We start from the raw sequence: 17221 nt of genomic DNA, 5'->3' as shown, positions 1-17221 counted from the left end.
CATGGGCCCCCGCACCGTAAAAAGACAGCCACACCACGGGGTTCACGGGGCGTCAGGAACCTCCCGGTTCACCGGTCCACCAGCCGCCCGCCGAGCCACTGGAGCGTCGCCGGGATCTCCCGCCGCCAGGTGTTGAAGTTGTGGCCGCCGCTGTCGAGGATGATCGAGGAGATCCTGGTCCGGTGCGTGGCCTGCACCTGCCGCACGAACGCGAGCGTGTCCTTGTAGTTGTGCTCGCCGACCCTGCTGCTGGTCACCAGCAGCGAGGTGTCGGGCGCCGGTTCGTGGCGCAGCAGCCACCACAGGTCGGCTCGATTCCGCAGGTTCACGTCCCCGTGGAAGAGGTCGCCGGTCGTCGGATCGAGCGGCGCCCGGTAGTACGGCGACAGACCGGCGCCCGCCGCGTAGACGTCCGGGTGGCGCATCGCGAGCTTCAGCGCGCAGTAGCCGCCGGTCGAGTCGCCGACGATGCCCCAGCTGCCCGGCCGCCGGCCCACCCGGTAGTGCGCGAGGACGGCCTCGGGCAGATCCTTGGCGAAGAAGGTCTCCGTCTGCGGACCGTGCGGGATGTCCACGCACTCGGTGTCGCGGGGCGGCGCCACGGTCGGCCGCAGCATCACCAGGATCATCGGCTGCGTCCGCCCGCTCCTGGCGAGCGTCTGCGCGGTGCGCGGATAGTGCAGCTTGGTGACCAGCGACTGGGCCGTACCGGGATAACCCGTCAGCACGACGGCCGCGGGGAACGTACGCGTGCGGTACTGCGGCTGGAAGTACTCCGGCGGCAGATAGACGTACGCCGGTGTGGCGATGCGGGTCCTGCGGCCCACGATGTCGACCTGCTGGACCTGCCCGGCCGTCTGCGGCCGGGAACCGTTCACCCCCTGCACCACGGAGCTGGACAACACCTCGACCGGTCCTCCCCTGCCGCCCTCGGCGTGGTCGACGACGACCCCCTGGTCGGTCTCCCTGCCGAACAGGTCCGCCCAGCTCGCGTAGAAGCCGAAGACCTGGTTGGCCGCGATGCCCGCGCAGCAGAAGATCGCCAGCTGGGTGGCGAGCAGCAGCCCGACCCGTCCGGCGACGGCACGCCAGCTCCACCGGGCCAGCCGCGGCCAGAGCCACACCGTGGCGACGAACAGCGCGATGGCGACGACGACCGTCACCGCCAGCACTTTGTTGCTCGTGAGACCCATGGGCTGATTCCTGTCCGCGCTTCTGGCCCGTGACCCGCCCACACTTCTTCGCGCGGACTTGCCCGAGGCTTTCCTTGGCCTTTGACCCGACTTTCCGGAGGGGAGTGAACCTCTCTCCCCGGGACACCGTCCTAGAGGGCGCAATGTCGCCGGATGCCCGATCGGCACCGGGTTTCAAGGTCTCTCGCAGAACTACGGGATGCGATGTCTGTCAGGATAGATGGGGAAATGTCGGGCGAGGTTCCGGACCGATCACACCGGGCGCGGCGCATACTCCACGGCCCGCGCCCCGAAGCCGTTCCCACCCTGGTCGCCAGAGCGTGCGCGCTCGTGGGCGCCCTGGACATCGCCGCGGGCGTGTTCCCGCGCTTCCGGCACAGCCGTATGCACGCCCTCGCCGAGGTGCTGCCCGGCTCCTTCGGGCCGTTCGCCGCCGCGCTCTCCCTCAGCGCCGGCGTGCTGCTCCTGCTGCTCGCGCACGGGCTCAAGCGGCGCAAGCGCCGGGCCTGGCGCGCCGCGGTCGCACTGCTGCCGGCCGGCGCGGCCGCCGAGTTCGTGTACCGGCACTCGCTCGTCGGCATGCTCATCTCGGCGGCGCTCCTGGCACCGCTGCTGCGCCACCGGGACGAGTTCGCGGCGCTGCCCGACCCCCGCAGCCGCTGGCGGGCGCTCGCCAACTTCGTCCTCATGAGCGCCGGTTCCCTCGTCCTCGGACTGATCATCGTCAGCGTCCATCCGGACCGCACGATCGGCGACCCGAGCCTGGCCGACCGGCTGACCCATGTCCTGTACGGCCTGTTCGGCTTCGAGGGCCCGGTGGACTACCAGGGCAGCACCTCCTGGACGGTCGCCTTCTCTCTCGGCGCCCTCGGCTGGCTGACCGCGGTCACCACCGTCTACCTCGCCTTCCGCCCCGAGCACCCGGCCGCCCGCCTCACCGAGGAGGACGAGTCGCGGCTGCGCACCCTGCTGGAGCGCCACGGCCGCCGCGACTCCCTCGGCCACTTCGCGCTGCGCCGCGACAAGGCGGTCGTCTTCTCGCCCAGCGGCAAGGCCGCCGTCACCTACCGCGTGGTCTCCGGCGTCATGCTCGCCAGCGGCGACCCGATCGGCGACGTCGAGGCCTGGCCCGGCGCCATCGAACGCTTCATGGACGAGGCCAAGGCCCACTCCTGGACCCCGGCCGTCATGGGCTGCTCGGAGACCGGCGGCGAGGTGTGGACCCGCGAGACCGGGCTGGACGCCCTGGAACTGGGCGACGAGGCGGTGGTCGACGTCGCGGATTTCTCGCTCGCCGGACGCGCGATGCGCAACGTACGACAGATGGTCAAGCGCATCGAGCGGGCCGGCTACGAAACCCGGGTACGGCGTATCCGTGACCTGGGCGAACCCGAACTGGAGCGCGTCCGGCGAGCCGCCGAGGACTGGCGCGGCACCGACACCGAGCGCGGCTTCTCGATGGCGCTCGGCCGCATCGGCGACCCCGGCGACGGCGACTGCCTCATCGCCACCGCGCACAAGGCGGACGACCAGCCCGGCCCGTACGGCGACCTGAAGGCGATCCTGCACTTCGTACCGTGGGGCGAGGACGGCGTCTCGCTGGACCTCATGCGCCGCGACCGCGCCGCCGACCCCGGCATGAACGAACTGCTCATCGTCGCCGCCCTCCAGGCCGCCCCGAAGCTCGGCGTCACCCGGGTCTCGCTGAACTTCGCGATGTTCCGCTCCGCCCTCGCCCGCGGCGAGAAGATCGGTGCGGGCCCGGTGCTGCGCGCCTGGCGCGGACTGCTGGTGTTCCTCTCCCGCTGGTTCCAGATCGAGTCGCTGTACAAGTTCAACGCCAAGTTCCAGCCCCGCTGGGAGCCGCGCTTCGTCGTCTACCGCGCCTCCGCCGACCTGCCCCGCATCGGCTTCGCCGCCATGCAGGCGGAGGGCTTCGTCGACCTCGCCCTCCCCCTGCCCCGCTTCCTGCGCCGGCGCGGCAGGACCCAGGCCCGCCCCTGCGCGCACTCCGCCCCGGAGGCCGACATGAGAGCGGCCTGACGGACCACCGCCGGGCCGGCGACGCCCGCTCCGGCACCGGGCCCGGCGCGCCCCTGCCGCTCCCCCGGCCCCCGGCCGACGCGCCCGTACCCCTCCCCCGGCACCCCGGACGGCACGCCCCGCCCCTCCCCCGACACCCCCGGCGGGCACGCCCCGCCACTTTCGCGGCACGCCCCCGCCGCCGGCCGGCCCCGCCCGGCGGACGGCCGCGGCGGCCCCCCGGACAGGCCCGGGCGGACGTCCCACCCCCTCCGGTACGGGTGCTTCCGCCCGGGCCGCCGCGCGTCCGGGCCCGCACCCGGGGCCTACGCTGAACGTATGAACAACCTCAGCGGACGCGGCCGGGTGGCCGGACTTCCGGCGTGGGACCGGTGCGCGGTCATGGGCGTCGTCAACGTGACCCCCGATTCCTTCTCCGACGGCGGCCGCTGGTTCGACACGACCGCCGCCGTCAAGCACGGCCTGGACCTCGTCGCCGAGGGCGCGGACCTCGTCGACGTCGGCGGCGAGTCCACCCGCCCGAACGCCACCCGCGTCGACGAGGCGGAGGAACTGCGCCGGGTCGTCCCCGTCGTCCGCGGTCTCGCCGCCGAGGGCGTGGTCGTCTCCGTCGACACCATGCGCGCCTCCGTCGCCGAACAGTCCCTCGCCGCCGGCGCCGCCCTCGTCAACGACGTCAGCGGCGGCCTCGCCGACCCCGCGATGATCCCCGTGGTCGCCGCCGCGGGCGCGCCCTTCGTCGTCATGCACTGGCGCGGCTTCCTCGAAGGGGGCAACGTCCGGGGCACCTACGACGACGTCGTCACCGAGGTCGTCGGTGAACTGCACGCGCGCGTGGAGGCCGTGCTGGCGGGCGGCGTCGCCCCCGACCGCATCGTGATCGACCCCGGCCTCGGCTTCTCCAAGGAGGCCGGGCACGACCTCGCCCTGCTCGCGCGCCTGGACCGACTGCGCGCCCTCGGCCACCCCGTGCTCGTCGCCGCCTCCCGCAAGCGCTTCCTCGGCCATGTGCTGGCCGGACCCGAGGGCGCGCCCCCGCCCGCCCGTGAACGGGACGCCGCCACCGCCGCCGTCTCCGCCCTCGCGGCACACGCCGGCGCCTGGGCCGTACGCGTGCACGAGGTGCGCGCCACCGCGGACGCGGTACGGGTCGCGCGGGCCGTGGAAGAGGCGCGTACCGCGGACACCGGAGCGGAAGGAGCCCGGTGAGCGCCCCCCACACCGACGTCGAGCAGGTCGAGGCCGCCAACACCGCCTTCTACGAGGCGATGGAGCGCGGCGACTTCGAGGAACTGGCCACCCTCTGGCTCACGCCCTCCGACCTGGGCGTCGACGAGGAGTACCACGACCCGGCGGACACCGGCGTGATCTCCTGCGTCCACCCCGGCTGGCCGGTGCTCACCGGACGCGGCGAAGTGCTCAGGTCGTACGCCCTGATCATGGCGAACACCGACTACATCCAGTTCTTCCTCACCGACGTCCATGTCTCCGTCACCGGCGACACCGCCCTCGTGACCTGCACCGAGAACATCCTCAGCGGCGGCCCCGCCCCCGAGGAGGGCGCGGAACTCGGCCCCCTGGTCGGACAGGTCGTCGTCGCCACGAACGTCTTCCGGCGCACCCCGGCCGGCTGGAAGCTCTGGTCCCACCACGCCTCCCCCGTCATCACCGAGACCGACGCGGCCTCCGACGGCGCCGACGCGCACGAGGACGACGAGGACGGCGACACCGGGCATCCCGGCACGGACGGCGTGGACCCCGGCTAGGAAGACGCCCCCGGGACACCGTCCGGGACGCCACCGGAGCCGCCCGTACAGGCCCGGCGGGGACCCCGCGGACGGAAAGCGCGGGAAGTGGTTGGAATCACGAACCACGGGTAGGTACGGCTACCAGCGCATGGCGCGCCCGGATTCACCAGGCGGAACAGCCGGTGCGGCCGTCCGGCCCGGCACCGGCCCGTACCCCCGTGACCCGGCCGTGTCCGTGCCCGCAGGTAGATTCGTCTGAGGCCGGCGTGTCGCACATGTGCGGCACCGACCGGCCGTTCCCGACGATTGCAGGAGTGATTCGCGTGGATCGTGTCGCGCTGCGCGGCCTGAAGGCCCGCGGGCACCACGGTGTGTTCCCCAAGGAACGCGAGGAGGGCCAGACCTTCATCGTCGACCTCGTCCTCGGCCTGGACACCCGGCAGGCCGCGGCCGACGACGACCTGGCGCGGACGGTGCACTACGGCATCGTCGCCGAGGAGGTCGTGGCCGTGGTGGGGGGCGAGCCCGTGAACCTCATCGAGACGCTCGCCGACCGGATCGCCCGGACGTGCCTGAAGCACGAGGGGGTCGAGGAGGTCGAGGTGTGCGTCCACAAGCCGGACGCGCCGATCACCGTCCCCTTCGACGACGTGACCGTCACCATCACCCGGAGGCGGGCATGACCAGGCCGTACACCCAGGGCCAGCCCGACCCGACCGTGCAGCCGGTGCCCGCGTCCGTGGTCCAGAAGGTCGACGACGCCGACAGCACCCTGCACAACCCCCAGTGGGCCGTGCTCTCCCTCGGTGCCAACCTCGGCAACCGGCTGGAGACCCTCCAGGGAGCCGTCGACGCCTTCGAGGACACCCCCGGGGTCCGCGTGAAGGCCGTCTCCCCGGTGTACGAGACCGAGCCGTGGGGCGTCGAGCCCGGCAGCCAGCCGTCGTACTTCAACGCGGTCGTGCTGCTGAAGACCACCCTGCCCCCGGCCTCCCTGCTGGAGCGGGCGCACGCGGTCGAGGAGGCCTTCCACCGGGTCCGCGACGAGCGCTGGGGCCCGCGCACGCTGGACGTCGACATCGTCGCCTACGCCGGTGTCACCTCCGACGACCCGCTGCTGACGCTCCCCCACCCGCGCGCCCACGAACGCGCCTTCGTGCTCGCGCCCTGGTACGACGTCGACCCCGAAGCCCAGTTGCCCGGCCGGGGCGCGGTGGCCGATCTGCTCGCGGCCGTCACCCGCGACGGGGTGACCGCTCGCCCGGACCTGGAACTCCGACTGCCCGAGTAGTCGTTAAGGTCAGGACGACCACATTCCGGGACCGGTCCGGGGGAGCTGAAGGGACACCGTGAAACAGCTGCGCATCAGGGTGCTGGCCGGCGTGTTCGTCGTGGCCGGAGTCCTGTCCTGGGCGGGCGCCCGCCTCTGGAACTCCGCGGGGGCGCTCCCCAGCGTCCCCCTCGCCGCCCCGATCGTCCTCGCCCTGATCGCCGTGGTCCTGCTCGCCACGGCCCTCTCGCTGCGCGCCCGCCTCAAGGCCCAGCGCGAACGCCGCCCCGGCGCCAAGGGCGTCGACCCGCTGATGGCCGCCCGCGCGGTCGTCTTCGGCCACGCCAGCGCCCTGGTCGCCGCCCTCGTCGCCGGTGTCTACGGCGGCGTCGGCGTCTTCCTGCTGGAGCTCCTGGACTTCCCGGCCCGCCGCGACCAGGCCATCTACGCCGGCTTCTCGGCCGTCGCCGGCATCGCCGTCATAGCGGCCGCCCTCTTCCTGGAACGCGTCTGCCGCCTCCCGGAGGACGACGACCACAACCCCCCGACCCGCGCGGAACCGGCGGCCTGAGGCCGGCCGGCTCCGGGCGTCACGAACGGGTGGTTCAGCGGGCCATGATGAGGCTCATCGCCTCGTTGCGGGTCGTCGCGTCGCGCAGCTGACCGCGCACGGCCGAGGTGATCGTCTTGGCGCCCGGCTTGCGGATGCCCCGCATCGACATGCACATGTGCTCGCACTCGACGACCACGATGACGCCCCGCGGTTCGAGTATCTCCATCAGGGAGTCCGCGATCTGCGTGGTGAGACGTTCCTGCACCTGCGGCCGGCGCGCGAAGACGTCGACCAGGCGGGCGAGCTTGGACAGGCCGGTGATCTTGCCGGAGACGGACGGGATGTAGCCGACGTGGGCGACGCCCCGGAACGGCACCAGATGATGCTCACAGGTGCTGTACACCTCGATGTCCTTCACGAGGACCATCTCGTCGTGGCCCAGGTCGAACGTCGTCGTCAGGACGTCCTCCGGCTTCTGCCACAGCCCCGCGAAGATCTCCTTGTAGGCGCGTGCCACCCGTGCCGGGGTCTCCTTCAGGCCCTCGCGGTCAGGGTCCTCGCCGACCGCGATCAGGAGCTCGCGTACGGCGTTCTCGGCGCGCTTCTCGTCGAACTCGCCGATGGTTCCCTCGCCGTCCAGCGTCACCGGGTCGGTCATGTGGTTCCTCGCTCCTGTGCCTTGGTGTGGCGACGGCCGCGCCAGCGGTGTGCGGACATGGAAATGCCGCGCCCCCCAGGCTAGAACCTGGGGGGCGCGGCATTCATTCCAGCCCTGTTGGCCGAAAGGGGTCAGCTGTCCGAGCGGTCGTCCGGGGACCGGTCCGTGATCGGGGCCGACTCCGTCGCGGTGGACTTGATCGTGTTGATCGCGGCCGCCGTGCCGTTCGCGCCGTTCGTCAGTGCCAGTTCCTTCGGGGAGAGCACCGGCGGGCGGGTGGAGGGGGTACGGCGGGAGGAGCCGGTCCAGGCGGGCCGCGGCGGGCGCTTGTGGATCGGCGCGAAGATCTCGGCGATCTCCTCCTTGCCCAGCGTCTCCTTCTCCAGGAGGGCGAGGACGAGGTTGTCGAGCACGTCGCGGTTCTCGACCAGGATCTCCCAGGCCTCGTTGTGCGCGGTCTCGATGAGCTTCTTGACCTCTTCGTCCACCAGCGCGGCGACCTCTTCCGAGTAGTCGCGCTGGTGAGCCATCTCACGGCCGAGGAAGGGCTCGCTGTTGTCGCCGCCGAACTTGATGGCGCCGAGCCGCTCGGTCATGCCGTACTGCGTGACCATCGCGCGGGCCACGTTGGTGGCCTTCTCGATGTCGTTCGCGGCACCGGTGGTCGGGTCGTGGAAGACCAGTTCCTCGGCAGCGCGGCCGCCCAGCATGTAGGCGAGCTGGTCGAGCATCTCGTTGCGCGTGGTCGAGTACTTGTCCTCGTCCGGGAGCACCATCGTGTAGCCCAGGGCGCGGCCGCGGGACAGGATGGTGATCTTGTGGACGGGGTCGGAGTTCGGCGAGGCCGCCGCGACCAGGGCGTGACCGCCCTCGTGGTACGCGGTGATCTTCTTCTCCCGGTCCGACATGATCCGGGTCCGCTTCTGCGGGCCCGCGACCACACGGTCGATCGCCTCGTCCAGCGCCTTGTTGTCGACCAGCTTCTGGTCGCTGCGGGCGGTGAGCAGCGCGGCCTCGTTCAGCACGTTCGCGAGGTCGGCGCCGGTCATGCCGGGCGTACGGCGGGCGACGGCGGCCAGGTCGACGTCGGGCGCGACCGGCTTGCCCTTCTGGTGGACCTTGAGGATCTCCAGGCGGCCCTGGAGGTCCGGCGGGTCGACGGCGATCTGCCGGTCGAAGCGGCCCGGGCGCAGCAGCGCCGGGTCGAGGATGTCCGGCCGGTTGGTGGCGGCGATCAGGATGACGCCGCCCTTGACGTCGAAGCCGTCCATCTCGACGAGCAGCTGGTTCAGGGTCTGCTCGCGCTCGTCGTGACCACCGCCGAGGCCGGCGCCGCGGTGGCGGCCGACCGCGTCGATCTCGTCGACGAAGACGATCGCCGGGGCGTTCGCCTTGGCCTGCTCGAAGAGGTCACGGACCCGGGAGGCACCGACACCGACGAACATCTCGACGAAGTCGGAACCGGAGATCGAGTAGAAGGGCACCCCGGCCTCGCCGGCGACGGCGCGCGCGAGGAGGGTCTTGCCGGTACCCGGGCGGCCGTACAGCAGCACGCCCTTGGGGATCTTGGCGCCGACGGCCTGGAACTTGGCCGGCTCCTGGAGGAACTCCTTGATCTCGTGGAGTTCCTCGACGGCCTCGTCGCAGCCCGCGACGTCGGCGAAGGTGGTCTTCGGGGTGTCCTTGGTGATGAGCTTGGCCTTGGACTTGCCGAAGTTCATGACCCGGGAGCCGCCGCCCTGCATCTGATTCATCAGGAACAGGAAGACGACCACGATGAGGACGAAGGGCAGCAGCGAGAACAGAACGCCGAGGAACGGGTTCTGCTTCGACGGCGAAACCGTGTAGCCGTCCTTGATCTGCTTGTCCTGGTACTTGGTCTGGAGCATCTGGGCGATGCCCACGCCCTGGTCGCCGATGTAGCTCGCTTCGATCTTCGAGCTGCCGTCGACCTTCACGCCGTCTTTCAGCGTGACCTTGATGGTCTGATCGTCGCCGGTGGTGAGTTTGGCCGACTGGACCTTGTTGTCACTGATCGCCGCCACGACCTGGCCGGTGTCCACCGTCTTGTAGCCGCCGGACGAGCCGACGACCTGCATCAACACGACCACGGCAAGGACGGCCAGCACGATCCACATGACCGGCCCACGGAAGTATCGCTTCACGTCCATCCATACGGAGCGGTGCCGCCCCGTCCCTCCTGCCATAGTGAGTTTGATAAGACAGTTCTTCCGACGGTACCCCAGCATTGTTGCCCGAAGCCGCACGGAGCGGCTCGGACTGCCGGTAATCCCGTCTCTGTTTGCTCCAACGGCGCGAGACCCGCAGGGGTTCCCGATGGTCCCGCGAAGACTCGCCCCGTTGGCCCTGCCGCTGTCCGCGGCCGCTGGTCAGCCGCCGTAGACGTGGGGCGCGAGCGTACCGACGAACGGCAGGTTGCGGTACTTCTCGGCGTAGTCGAGGCCGTAGCCGACGACGAACTCGTTCGGGATGTCGAAGCCGACCCACTCCACGTCGATGGCGACCTTCGCGGCGTCGGGCTTGCGCAGCAGCGTGCACACCTTCAGGGAGGCGGGCTCGCGCGAGCCGAGGTTGTTGATCAGCCAGGACAGCGTCAGACCGGAGTCGATGATGTCCTCGACGATCAGGACGTGCCTGCCCTTGATGTCGGTGTCGAGATCCTTGAGGATGCGCACCACACCGGAGGACTGGGTGCCCGCGCCGTAGGACGACACCGCCATCCAGTCCATGGTGACCGGGGTGGACAGGGTCCGGGCGAGGTCGGCCATGACCATCACGGCGCCCTTGAGCACGCCCACGATGAGCAGGTCCTTGCCCGCGTATTCCGCGTCGATCTTCGCGGCCAGCTCCGCCAGCTTCGCGTCGATCTCTTCCTTGGTGATGAGCACCGACTTCAGGTCGGCACCCATGTCTTTCGCGTCCACCCGCATCACTTTCGGTCGTCCCGCACTTACGGCCACCCGCTGAACTGCCCGGACCACCGGAGGAGTCGCTCCGGAGGGGTCGGGATTCAGCCTTGCCGAATCACCAGTCTGCCACCCTGACGCTGGGCGACGACTTTGCCCGGGAGATTGATGGCTCCCTGGCCCCGCCAGCCGGTGATCAGCCGGTCGATCTCCTCGATGTGCCGGGCGAACAGCGAACCGGCCGGAGCGCCCGCCCGGATGGCCGCGCGGCGCAGGATGCGGCGGCGTACGGCGGGCGGCAGGGCGTAGAGCTTGGCGCACTCCAGCAGGCCGGTGGCGTCGCGCACGGAGGCCTCCGCCTGGCTGGCCCAGGCGTCGAGGGCGTCGGCGTCGTCGCGGGAGAGCTGGGCGGTGCGGGCCAGTGCTTCGACGACACCTTTGCCGAGGGCCTTCTCGAGGGCGGGCAGGCCCTCGTGGCGCAGCCGGGAGCGGGTGTAGGCCGGGTCGGTGTTGTGCGGGTCGTCCCAGACGGGCAGGGACTGGGCCATGCACGCCTTGCGGGCGGTCTGCCGGTCCAGCTGCAGGAACGGGCGCCGGTAACGGCCGTCGGCCCCCGAGACCGCGGCCATGCCGGACAGGGAGCGGATGCCGGATCCGCGGGCGAGGCCGAGCAGGACGGTCTCCGCCTGGTCGTCGCGGGTGTGTCCGAGGAGGACCGCGGTGGCGCCGTGGCGGACGGCCGCGGCGTCGAGGGCGGCGTAGCGGGCGTCGCGGGCCGCGGCCTCGGGGCCGCCCTCGCGTCCGACGGTCACGGCGATGGACTCGACCGGGTCGAGTCCGAGGCCGCGCAGCCTGACGACGACTTCGTCGGCGCGGAGGTCGGAGCCGGGCTGGAGGCCGTGGTCGACGGTGATGCCGCCGGCGCGGACGCCGAGTTTGGGGGCCTCGAAGGCGAGGGCCGAGGCGAGTGCCATCGAGTCGGCGCCGCCGGAGCAGGCGACCAGCACGAGCGGGGCGGGCGGCGGGCCGCCGCGGCTCTGCGCGTGGATCGTCCCGCGGGACGCCGCTACGGCGGTCGCCGCCGCCTCGGGGCTGCGGCCGGAGTGCGTGAGGATGTCGTGGAGGGCGCGGCGGACCGCCAGGCGTATCGCCGCGACCGCAGGATGGGGACCCATGTCCGGTTCCCTTCATGAAGTTTTCGGGGGGTGAGCCCGGGATTCGGTCACTCAGAGTGTGACGATGGTGACAGAAGCGGGCCGTTACCCGAGCATTGCACGCCTACCCATGGCACACGGTCCCTCGGACGGGTGATTGGAGGGGCGTTCGCCTGCCGTCGGCCGGATCCGTGTCATGGCTCCGTGCCGTCGCTCACGTCTCGGTCCTGCGGTGCACCCGCGCGACCCAGTCCGCCGGCTTGGCGATCTCCGCCTTGGTGGGGAGGGTGTTGGGCGAGGTCCAGACCCGGTTGAAGCCGTCCATGCCGACCTGGTCGACGACGGAGCGGACGAAGCGTTCGCCGTCGCGGTACTGCCGGAGCTTGGCGTCCAGGCCGAGCAGTTTGCGCAGGGCGAGGTCCAGGCGGGAGGCGCCCTTGGCGCGCCGCTGCTGGAACTTCTCGCGGATCTCGGCGACGCTCGGCACGACCTCGGGGCCGACGCCGTCCATGACGTAGTCGGCGTGGCCCTCCAGCAGGGACATGACCGCGGTGAGGCGGCCCAGGATCTCGCGCTGGGAGGGGGTCTGGACGAGTTCCACGAAGGAGCGTCCGCCGTCCTCCTCCTCGGCCTCGGGGCGGCCGCCGGCGAGCGACTGGGCGGCCTCCCTGGCGCGTTCGAGGAAGGTCATGGGGTCGACGTCGGTCTCCGCCAGGAACGACTGGATCTCGCCCTCGAGGTGGTCGCGGAGCCAGGGGACCGCGGTGAACTGGGTGCGGTGGGTCTCCTCGTGCAGGCACACCCACATGCGGAAGTCGTGGGGCTGGACGTCGAGTTCGCGCTCCACGTGCACGATGTTGGGCGCGACGAGCAGCAGCCGTCCGCCGCGCGGGGCGTCGGGCGAGCCGCCGGCCGGGAGGCCGTCGGAGGCGGGGGCGAAGGTCTCGTACTGGCCGAGGACCCGGGAGGACAGGAACGACAGCAGCATGCCGAGTTCGACGCCGGTGACCTTGCCGCCGACGGCGCCGAGGACGGCGTTGCCGGGGCTGTCGCCGCGGCGTTCACGCATCTTCTCCAGCAGGGGCCGCAGGATCTCGCGGAAGCCGGCCACGTTGGCGCGGACCCAGCCGGGGCGGTCGACGATGAGGACGGGGGTGTCGTGGGTCTCCCCGGTGCCCATCCGGGTGAATCCCCGGACGTGTTCCTCCGAGGCCTTGGCGTGCCGGCGCAGCTCCGCGACGACGGCCCGGGCCTCGTCGCGGCTGACCTCGGGGCCCGGTCGTACGAGCCGTGTCGCGGTCGCCACCGCGAGGTTCCAGTCGACCATCCCGGGAGATGCGGTGCCACCGAAGCTCGTCATGCGTCAACCGTACGTGGTCGCCCCCGCCGGGGGCAGGCCGTGCGGCCGCGCGGGGCCGGGTTCGCGGTGCGCGGCGGGGCGGCCGTGACGGACGTGCCGGAAGGTGCGGACGGGACGGGGCGCGGGCCCCGGGAAGGGGGCGGCGGGCGCGGCGCGGGAGCTCCGGCGGGGGGGGAGCGGGGAACGGGGAACGGGGAACGGGGAGCGGGGAGCGGGGAGCGGGGAGCGGGGAGCGGGGAGCGGGGAGCGGGGAGCGGGCGGCAGCTCTTGCCCGCTCCCCCGGTGCCTCGGGGATCGGGGTGCCGCTACCCGCAGCCGCAGCCGGCCAGTGCCGTCGCCGTCCTGTCCAGGGCGGCCTGGGCGGCGAGGGGGTCGGTGGTGCCGGAGGCCATGAAGGCGAAGGCGAGGAGGCGGCCGTCCCGGTCGACGACGGTCCCGGCCAGGGTGTTGACGCCGGTCAGGGTGCCGGTCTTGGCCCGTACGACGCCCGCCGCGCCGTCGGCGTAGCGCGCGGCGAGGGTGCCGGTGAAGCCGGCGACGGGGAGGCCGGTGAGGACGGGGCGCAGTCCGGGCCGGGCGGGGTCGGCGGCCTTGACCAGCAGGGCGGTGAGGAGGTTCGCGGTGAGCCGGTCGTCGCGGTCGAGGCCGCTGCCGTCGTGGAAGGAGGCGCCGGCCGTGGGCAGGCCGAGCCTGCCGAGCTGGGCGGCGACGGCCTTGGCGCCGCCGTCGAAGCTCGCCGGGCGGCCGCTCGCGAGGGCGGTCTGGCGGGCGAGGGCCTCGGCGATGTCGTTGTCGCTGTTGGTGAGCATGCGCTCGACCAGGGCGGACAGCGGGGGTGACGACACGGAGGCGAGGGTGCGGGCGCGGCCGGTGGCCTTGGAGGGGCCGGGGGAGGTGGTGGTGATCCCGGCGGCCTTGAGGAGGCCGGCGAACGTGCCGGCCGTGGTCGCCGCCGGGTCGGCCACCCGGGCGACGGGGCCGTGGTCGGAGGCGTCGGTGCGGCCCTCGTCGGCGGTGAGCGGGCTGACGGGGGCGAGGTTGTCGTTGACGCCGATGGGGTGCACGGCGGGGCCCGAGTAGAGCGTGGTGTCGTACGAGAGCGTGATCTTGTGGATGCCGCGCCGCTTGAGCGCGGTGGCCGTGCCGGCGGCCAGGGTGCGCAGGCTCGCCCAGCCTCCGGCCTTCGGGTGCGCGGTGAGGGTGGGGTCGCCGCCGCCGACGAGGACCAGTTCGTGGGTGTCCGGTTCGAGCGCCGCGCGGGTGGTGAGGCGGTGGTCGGGGCCGAGGGCGGACAGGGCGGCCACCGCGGTGGCGATCTTGGTGGTGGAGGCGGGGGTGAGGGCGTCGCCGGTGCGGGCGCCGTAGAGGAGCTTTCCGGTGCCGACGTCGACGACGGCGGCCGAGTGGCCGTGGGAGAGCGCCGGGGCGGCCAGGAGGGGCTCCAGGGCGTCCCCGAGAGCCGTCGCGGCGGGCGGGGCCTTCTTGGTGGTCACCGCGCCCGTGGCGCCCCCCAGGCCGGCCAGGACGGCCGCGGCGCTCGGGGCGGGCCGCGGTGCCCCGGCGATCGTGCCGGAGCCGCCGTGATCTGCGCCACCCGGCCGCTCCAGGGCGGCCGCCCGGTCGCGCTCGGCCGTACGCTGGCCGTCGGCGTCCCAGGGACCGGCGGCGGCCACCATCCCGGCGGCCAGCGCCAGTCCGGCGGTGGCGGCCCCGGCCGTGAGCTGCCAGGTCCTGGCGGTCCGCGTGCGGGGGAGGTGCGCAGGGCCCCGGCGCACCGCCCGCACCAGCCGCGCGACCCGCGGTCCGGCGGCCGAGGCGGCGCTCGCCAGACGCGGTCGTACGGCGTTCGCGACCCGCATCACCTGCGGTCCCGCGGCTCGCCAAGGCCTCAGCTCTGGCACTACCACCAGCCCCTTTCGCGATCACACACCTGCGTGAGGGACACTTAACCACCAGAACTATGTGTTGATCATGGAGGAGCCACCGGTGGAGTTCGACGTCACGATCGAGATCCCGAAGGGTTCGCGGAACAAGTACGAGGTGGACCACGAGACCGGTCGGATCCGCCTGGACCGTCGTCTCTTCACCTCGACCGCCTACCCGACCGACTACGGATTCGTCGAGAACACTCTCGGCGAGGACGGCGACCCGCTGGACGCGCTTGTCATCCTTGACGAGCCGACCTTCCCGGGCTGCCTGATCAAGTGCCGCGCGATCGGCATGTTCCGGATGACCGACGAGGCGGGCGGCGACGACAAGCTGCTGTGCGTCCCGGCCACCGACCCGCGTGTGGAGCACCTGCGCGACATCCACCACGTGTCGGAGTTCGACCGCCTGGAGATCCAGCACTTCTTCGAGGTCTACAAGGACCTGGAGCCGGGCAAGTCGGTCGAGGGCGCGAACTGGGTCGGCCGCACGGACGCCGAGGTGGAGATCGAGCGGTCCTACAAGCGCTTCAAGGAGACCGGCGGTCACTGACCTGCCGTCAGTTCTTCTCACGGGCCGCGTCATCCCTGCCAGGGGGTGGCGCGGCCCGTTTGTGTGCTGGTGCGCATACTGAGGACTGCCGAGGGAATTCGGAATGCGTCATTCAGGGGAGCGGTGATAGGTGACGGACGCGGAGGACCGCAAGCCCAGGTCGGACGAGGCGCGGGTCAGTTACGACCCGGAGATCACGTCCGAGTTCGCCGTGCCGGAGGGCCTGGCGGTCTCCAGAGCTGGGAGCGAGACCTCGGAGACGACCTCCGAGTTCGCGCTGCCCCAGGGGCTGGAGACGCCGCAGCAGCCGTCCGGTGAACCGGAGGGCTCGGCGTTCAGTCCGCCGCGCACCTACAGCGTCAGGGACGCTCCGGCGGCGTTCACCCCTGCAATGGGCATGCCGACGGTCAGCCTGATCAAGGACGCGCCCTGGCAGGACCGGATGCGCACGATGCTCCGCATGCCGGTGGCCGAGCGGCCGGCGCTGGAGCTGGTGCAGCGCCCGGAGGAGGGCGGCATCCCGGTGCCGCGCGTGCTCGACCTGACGCTGCGTATCGGGGAGCTGCTGCTGGCGGGCGGCGAGGGCGCGGAGGACGTGGAGGCCGCGATGTTCGCGGTGTGCCGCTCCTACGGGCTGGACCGCTGCGAGCCGACCGTCACCTTCACGCTGCTGTCGATCTCGTACCAGCCGTCGCTGGTGGAGGACCCGGTGACGGCGTCCCGCACGGTCCGCCGGCGGGGCACCGACTACACGCGGCTCGCGGCGGTCTTCCAGCTGGTGGACGACCTGACCGACCCCGAGACGCACGTCTCGCTGGAGGAGGCCTACGGCCGTCTCGCCGAGATACGCCGCAACCGGCACCCCTACCCCGGCTGGGCGCTGACCACGGCGACCGGACTGCTGGCGGGCGCCGCCTCCGTCCTGGTCGGCGGTGACCTGGTCGTGTTCATCGCCGCGGCGGTGGGCGCGATGCTCGGCGACCGGCTGGCCTGGCTGTGCGCCGGGCGCGGGTTCCCGGAGTTCTACCAGTTCACGATCGCGGCGATGCCTCCGGCGGCGATCGGCGTGGCGCTGACGCTGGCGCACGTCGACGTGAAGGCGGCCGCCGTGATCACCGGTGGGCTGTTCGCGCTGCTGCCCGGGCGGGCCCTGGTCGCGGGCGTGCAGGACGGCCTGACGGGGTTCTACATCACCGCGGCGGCCCGGCTGCTGGAGGTCATGTACTTCTTCGTCGGCATCGTCATCGGCGTGCTGGTCGTCCTGTACTTCGGCGTGAAGATCGGCGGCAAGGCCAACCCGGACACCGCGCTGAGCATCTCCGAGCGGCCCCTGATCCAGATCGCGGCCGCGATGCTGGTGTCGCTGACCTTCGCCGTCCTGCTCCAGCAGGAACGGTCCACCGTGCTGTGGGTGACCCTCAACGGCGGCGTCGCGTGGTGCGTGTACGGCGCGATGCACTACGTCGGGGGCATCTCACCGGTGGCGTCCACGGCGGTGGCGGCGGGTCTGGTGGGCCTGTTCGGGCAGCTGCTGTCGCGCTACCAGTTCGCCTCGGCCCTGCCGTACACGACGGCCGCGATCGGGCCGCTGCTGCCCGGTTCCGCCACCTACTTCGGCCTGCTGGCGATGGCCCAGAGCCAGATCGACCGGGGGCTGGTGTCGCTGGCCAAGGCGGTCTCCCTGGCCATGGCGATCGCGATCGGGGTCAACCTGGGTTCGGAGATCTCCCGGCTGTTCCTGCGGGTCGGCTCCGCGAGCAAGCGGAAGGCCGCCAAGCGGACACGGGGGTTCTGAGCCGGGGTCCGGCGGCGGGGCCCCGCACGGGGCCTCCGCGGC

The 17221-nt window shown here is 72.2% G+C and carries 15 protein-coding genes; 8 read left to right on the top strand and 7 right to left on the bottom strand.

Features of this window, described 5'->3' with window-relative positions; translation table 11 throughout:
* Positions 1–68: 68 nt before the first annotated feature.
* Positions 69–1193: an alpha/beta hydrolase-fold protein gene (locus ACIPRD_RS30685; protein ID WP_356407740.1), complete on the bottom strand. Its 1125-nt coding sequence runs from the start codon at positions 1191–1193 to the stop codon at positions 69–71.
* 228 nt (positions 1194–1421) lie between these two features.
* On the opposite strand from ACIPRD_RS30685, the gene ACIPRD_RS30680 reads away from it, so the two are divergent.
* The 6 genes from ACIPRD_RS30680 to ACIPRD_RS30655 all read left to right on the top strand — a co-directional run bounded on the left by ACIPRD_RS30680 (position 1422) and on the right by ACIPRD_RS30655 (position 6825).
* Positions 1422–3236, top strand: a complete 1815-nt coding sequence (locus ACIPRD_RS30680; RefSeq protein ID WP_356407737.1) for a phosphatidylglycerol lysyltransferase domain-containing protein — start codon at positions 1422–1424, stop codon at positions 3234–3236.
* Between the two features lie 318 nt (positions 3237–3554).
* Positions 3555–4445, top strand: coding sequence for a dihydropteroate synthase (gene folP, locus ACIPRD_RS30675; protein ID WP_356407734.1), 891 nt, complete (start codon positions 3555–3557; stop codon positions 4443–4445).
* The gene (locus tag ACIPRD_RS30670; protein ID WP_401567738.1) at positions 4442–5002 is read left to right on the top strand and encodes a nuclear transport factor 2 family protein; all 561 of its coding nucleotides are present in this window, start codon (positions 4442–4444) and stop codon (positions 5000–5002) included. The genes folP and ACIPRD_RS30670 overlap by 4 nt, the downstream gene beginning before the upstream one ends.
* Positions 5003–5307: 305 nt before the next feature.
* Entirely contained in the window at positions 5308–5667 is a 360-nt protein-coding gene (folB, locus tag ACIPRD_RS30665) for a dihydroneopterin aldolase (RefSeq protein ID WP_356407728.1), read from the top strand.
* A complete protein-coding gene (gene folK / locus ACIPRD_RS30660) occupies positions 5664–6275 on the top strand; it encodes a 2-amino-4-hydroxy-6-hydroxymethyldihydropteridine diphosphokinase (protein WP_356407726.1) in 612 nt (203 codons plus the stop codon). Before folB ends, folK begins: the two co-directional genes overlap by 4 nt.
* Before the next feature lie 58 nt (positions 6276–6333).
* The gene (locus ACIPRD_RS30655; RefSeq protein WP_356407724.1) at positions 6334–6825 is read left to right on the top strand and encodes a DUF3180 domain-containing protein; all 492 of its coding nucleotides are present in this window, start codon (positions 6334–6336) and stop codon (positions 6823–6825) included.
* Positions 6826–6859: 34 nt separating this feature from the next.
* Here ACIPRD_RS30655 and folE read toward each other — a convergent pair whose 3' ends face one another.
* The 6 genes from folE to dacB all read right to left on the bottom strand — a co-directional run bounded on the left by folE (position 6860) and on the right by dacB (position 14765).
* Entirely contained in the window at positions 6860–7465 is a 606-nt protein-coding gene (gene folE / locus ACIPRD_RS30650) for a GTP cyclohydrolase I FolE (protein ID WP_356407721.1), read from the bottom strand.
* Positions 7466–7596: 131 nt separating this feature from the next.
* Complete coding sequence (gene ftsH / locus ACIPRD_RS30645; protein WP_356407718.1) at positions 7597–9636, bottom strand: ATP-dependent zinc metalloprotease FtsH; 2040 nt, start codon at positions 9634–9636, stop codon at positions 7597–7599.
* 219 nt (positions 9637–9855) lie between these two features.
* Positions 9856–10416, bottom strand: a complete 561-nt coding sequence (hpt, locus tag ACIPRD_RS30640; protein ID WP_356407715.1) for a hypoxanthine phosphoribosyltransferase — start codon at positions 10414–10416, stop codon at positions 9856–9858.
* An 80-nt stretch (positions 10417–10496) separates the two neighbouring features.
* A complete protein-coding gene (tilS, locus tag ACIPRD_RS30635) occupies positions 10497–11567 on the bottom strand; it encodes a tRNA lysidine(34) synthetase TilS (protein WP_356407712.1) in 1071 nt (356 codons plus the stop codon).
* 193 nt (positions 11568–11760) lie between these two features.
* Entirely contained in the window at positions 11761–12906 is a 1146-nt protein-coding gene (locus ACIPRD_RS30630; protein ID WP_356407709.1) for a zinc-dependent metalloprotease, read from the bottom strand.
* Between the two features lie 305 nt (positions 12907–13211).
* Positions 13212–14765 carry a D-alanyl-D-alanine carboxypeptidase/D-alanyl-D-alanine-endopeptidase gene (gene dacB / locus ACIPRD_RS30625; RefSeq protein ID WP_401567732.1) on the bottom strand — a complete coding sequence of 518 codons (1554 nt, stop codon included), beginning with the start codon at positions 14763–14765 and terminating at the stop codon, positions 13212–13214.
* Between the two features lie 127 nt (positions 14766–14892).
* Between dacB and ACIPRD_RS30620 the strand changes: the two genes are divergently transcribed.
* Together ACIPRD_RS30620 and ACIPRD_RS30615 are read left to right on the top strand one after the other, a co-directional pair.
* Complete coding sequence (locus tag ACIPRD_RS30620) at positions 14893–15384, top strand: inorganic diphosphatase (protein WP_351714199.1); 492 nt, start codon at positions 14893–14895, stop codon at positions 15382–15384.
* A 130-nt stretch (positions 15385–15514) separates the two neighbouring features.
* Complete coding sequence (locus ACIPRD_RS30615; RefSeq protein WP_356407703.1) at positions 15515–17179, top strand: threonine/serine exporter family protein; 1665 nt, start codon at positions 15515–15517, stop codon at positions 17177–17179.
* Positions 17180–17221 lie beyond the last annotated feature (42 nt).

It is taken from the genome of Streptomyces sp. NPDC090108 (assembly GCF_044747185.1).
Lineage (GTDB): Bacteria > Actinomycetota > Actinomycetes > Streptomycetales > Streptomycetaceae > Streptomyces.
The sequence above is the reverse complement of the archived record's forward strand: the minus strand, read 5'-3'. Positions and strand labels throughout refer to the sequence as shown.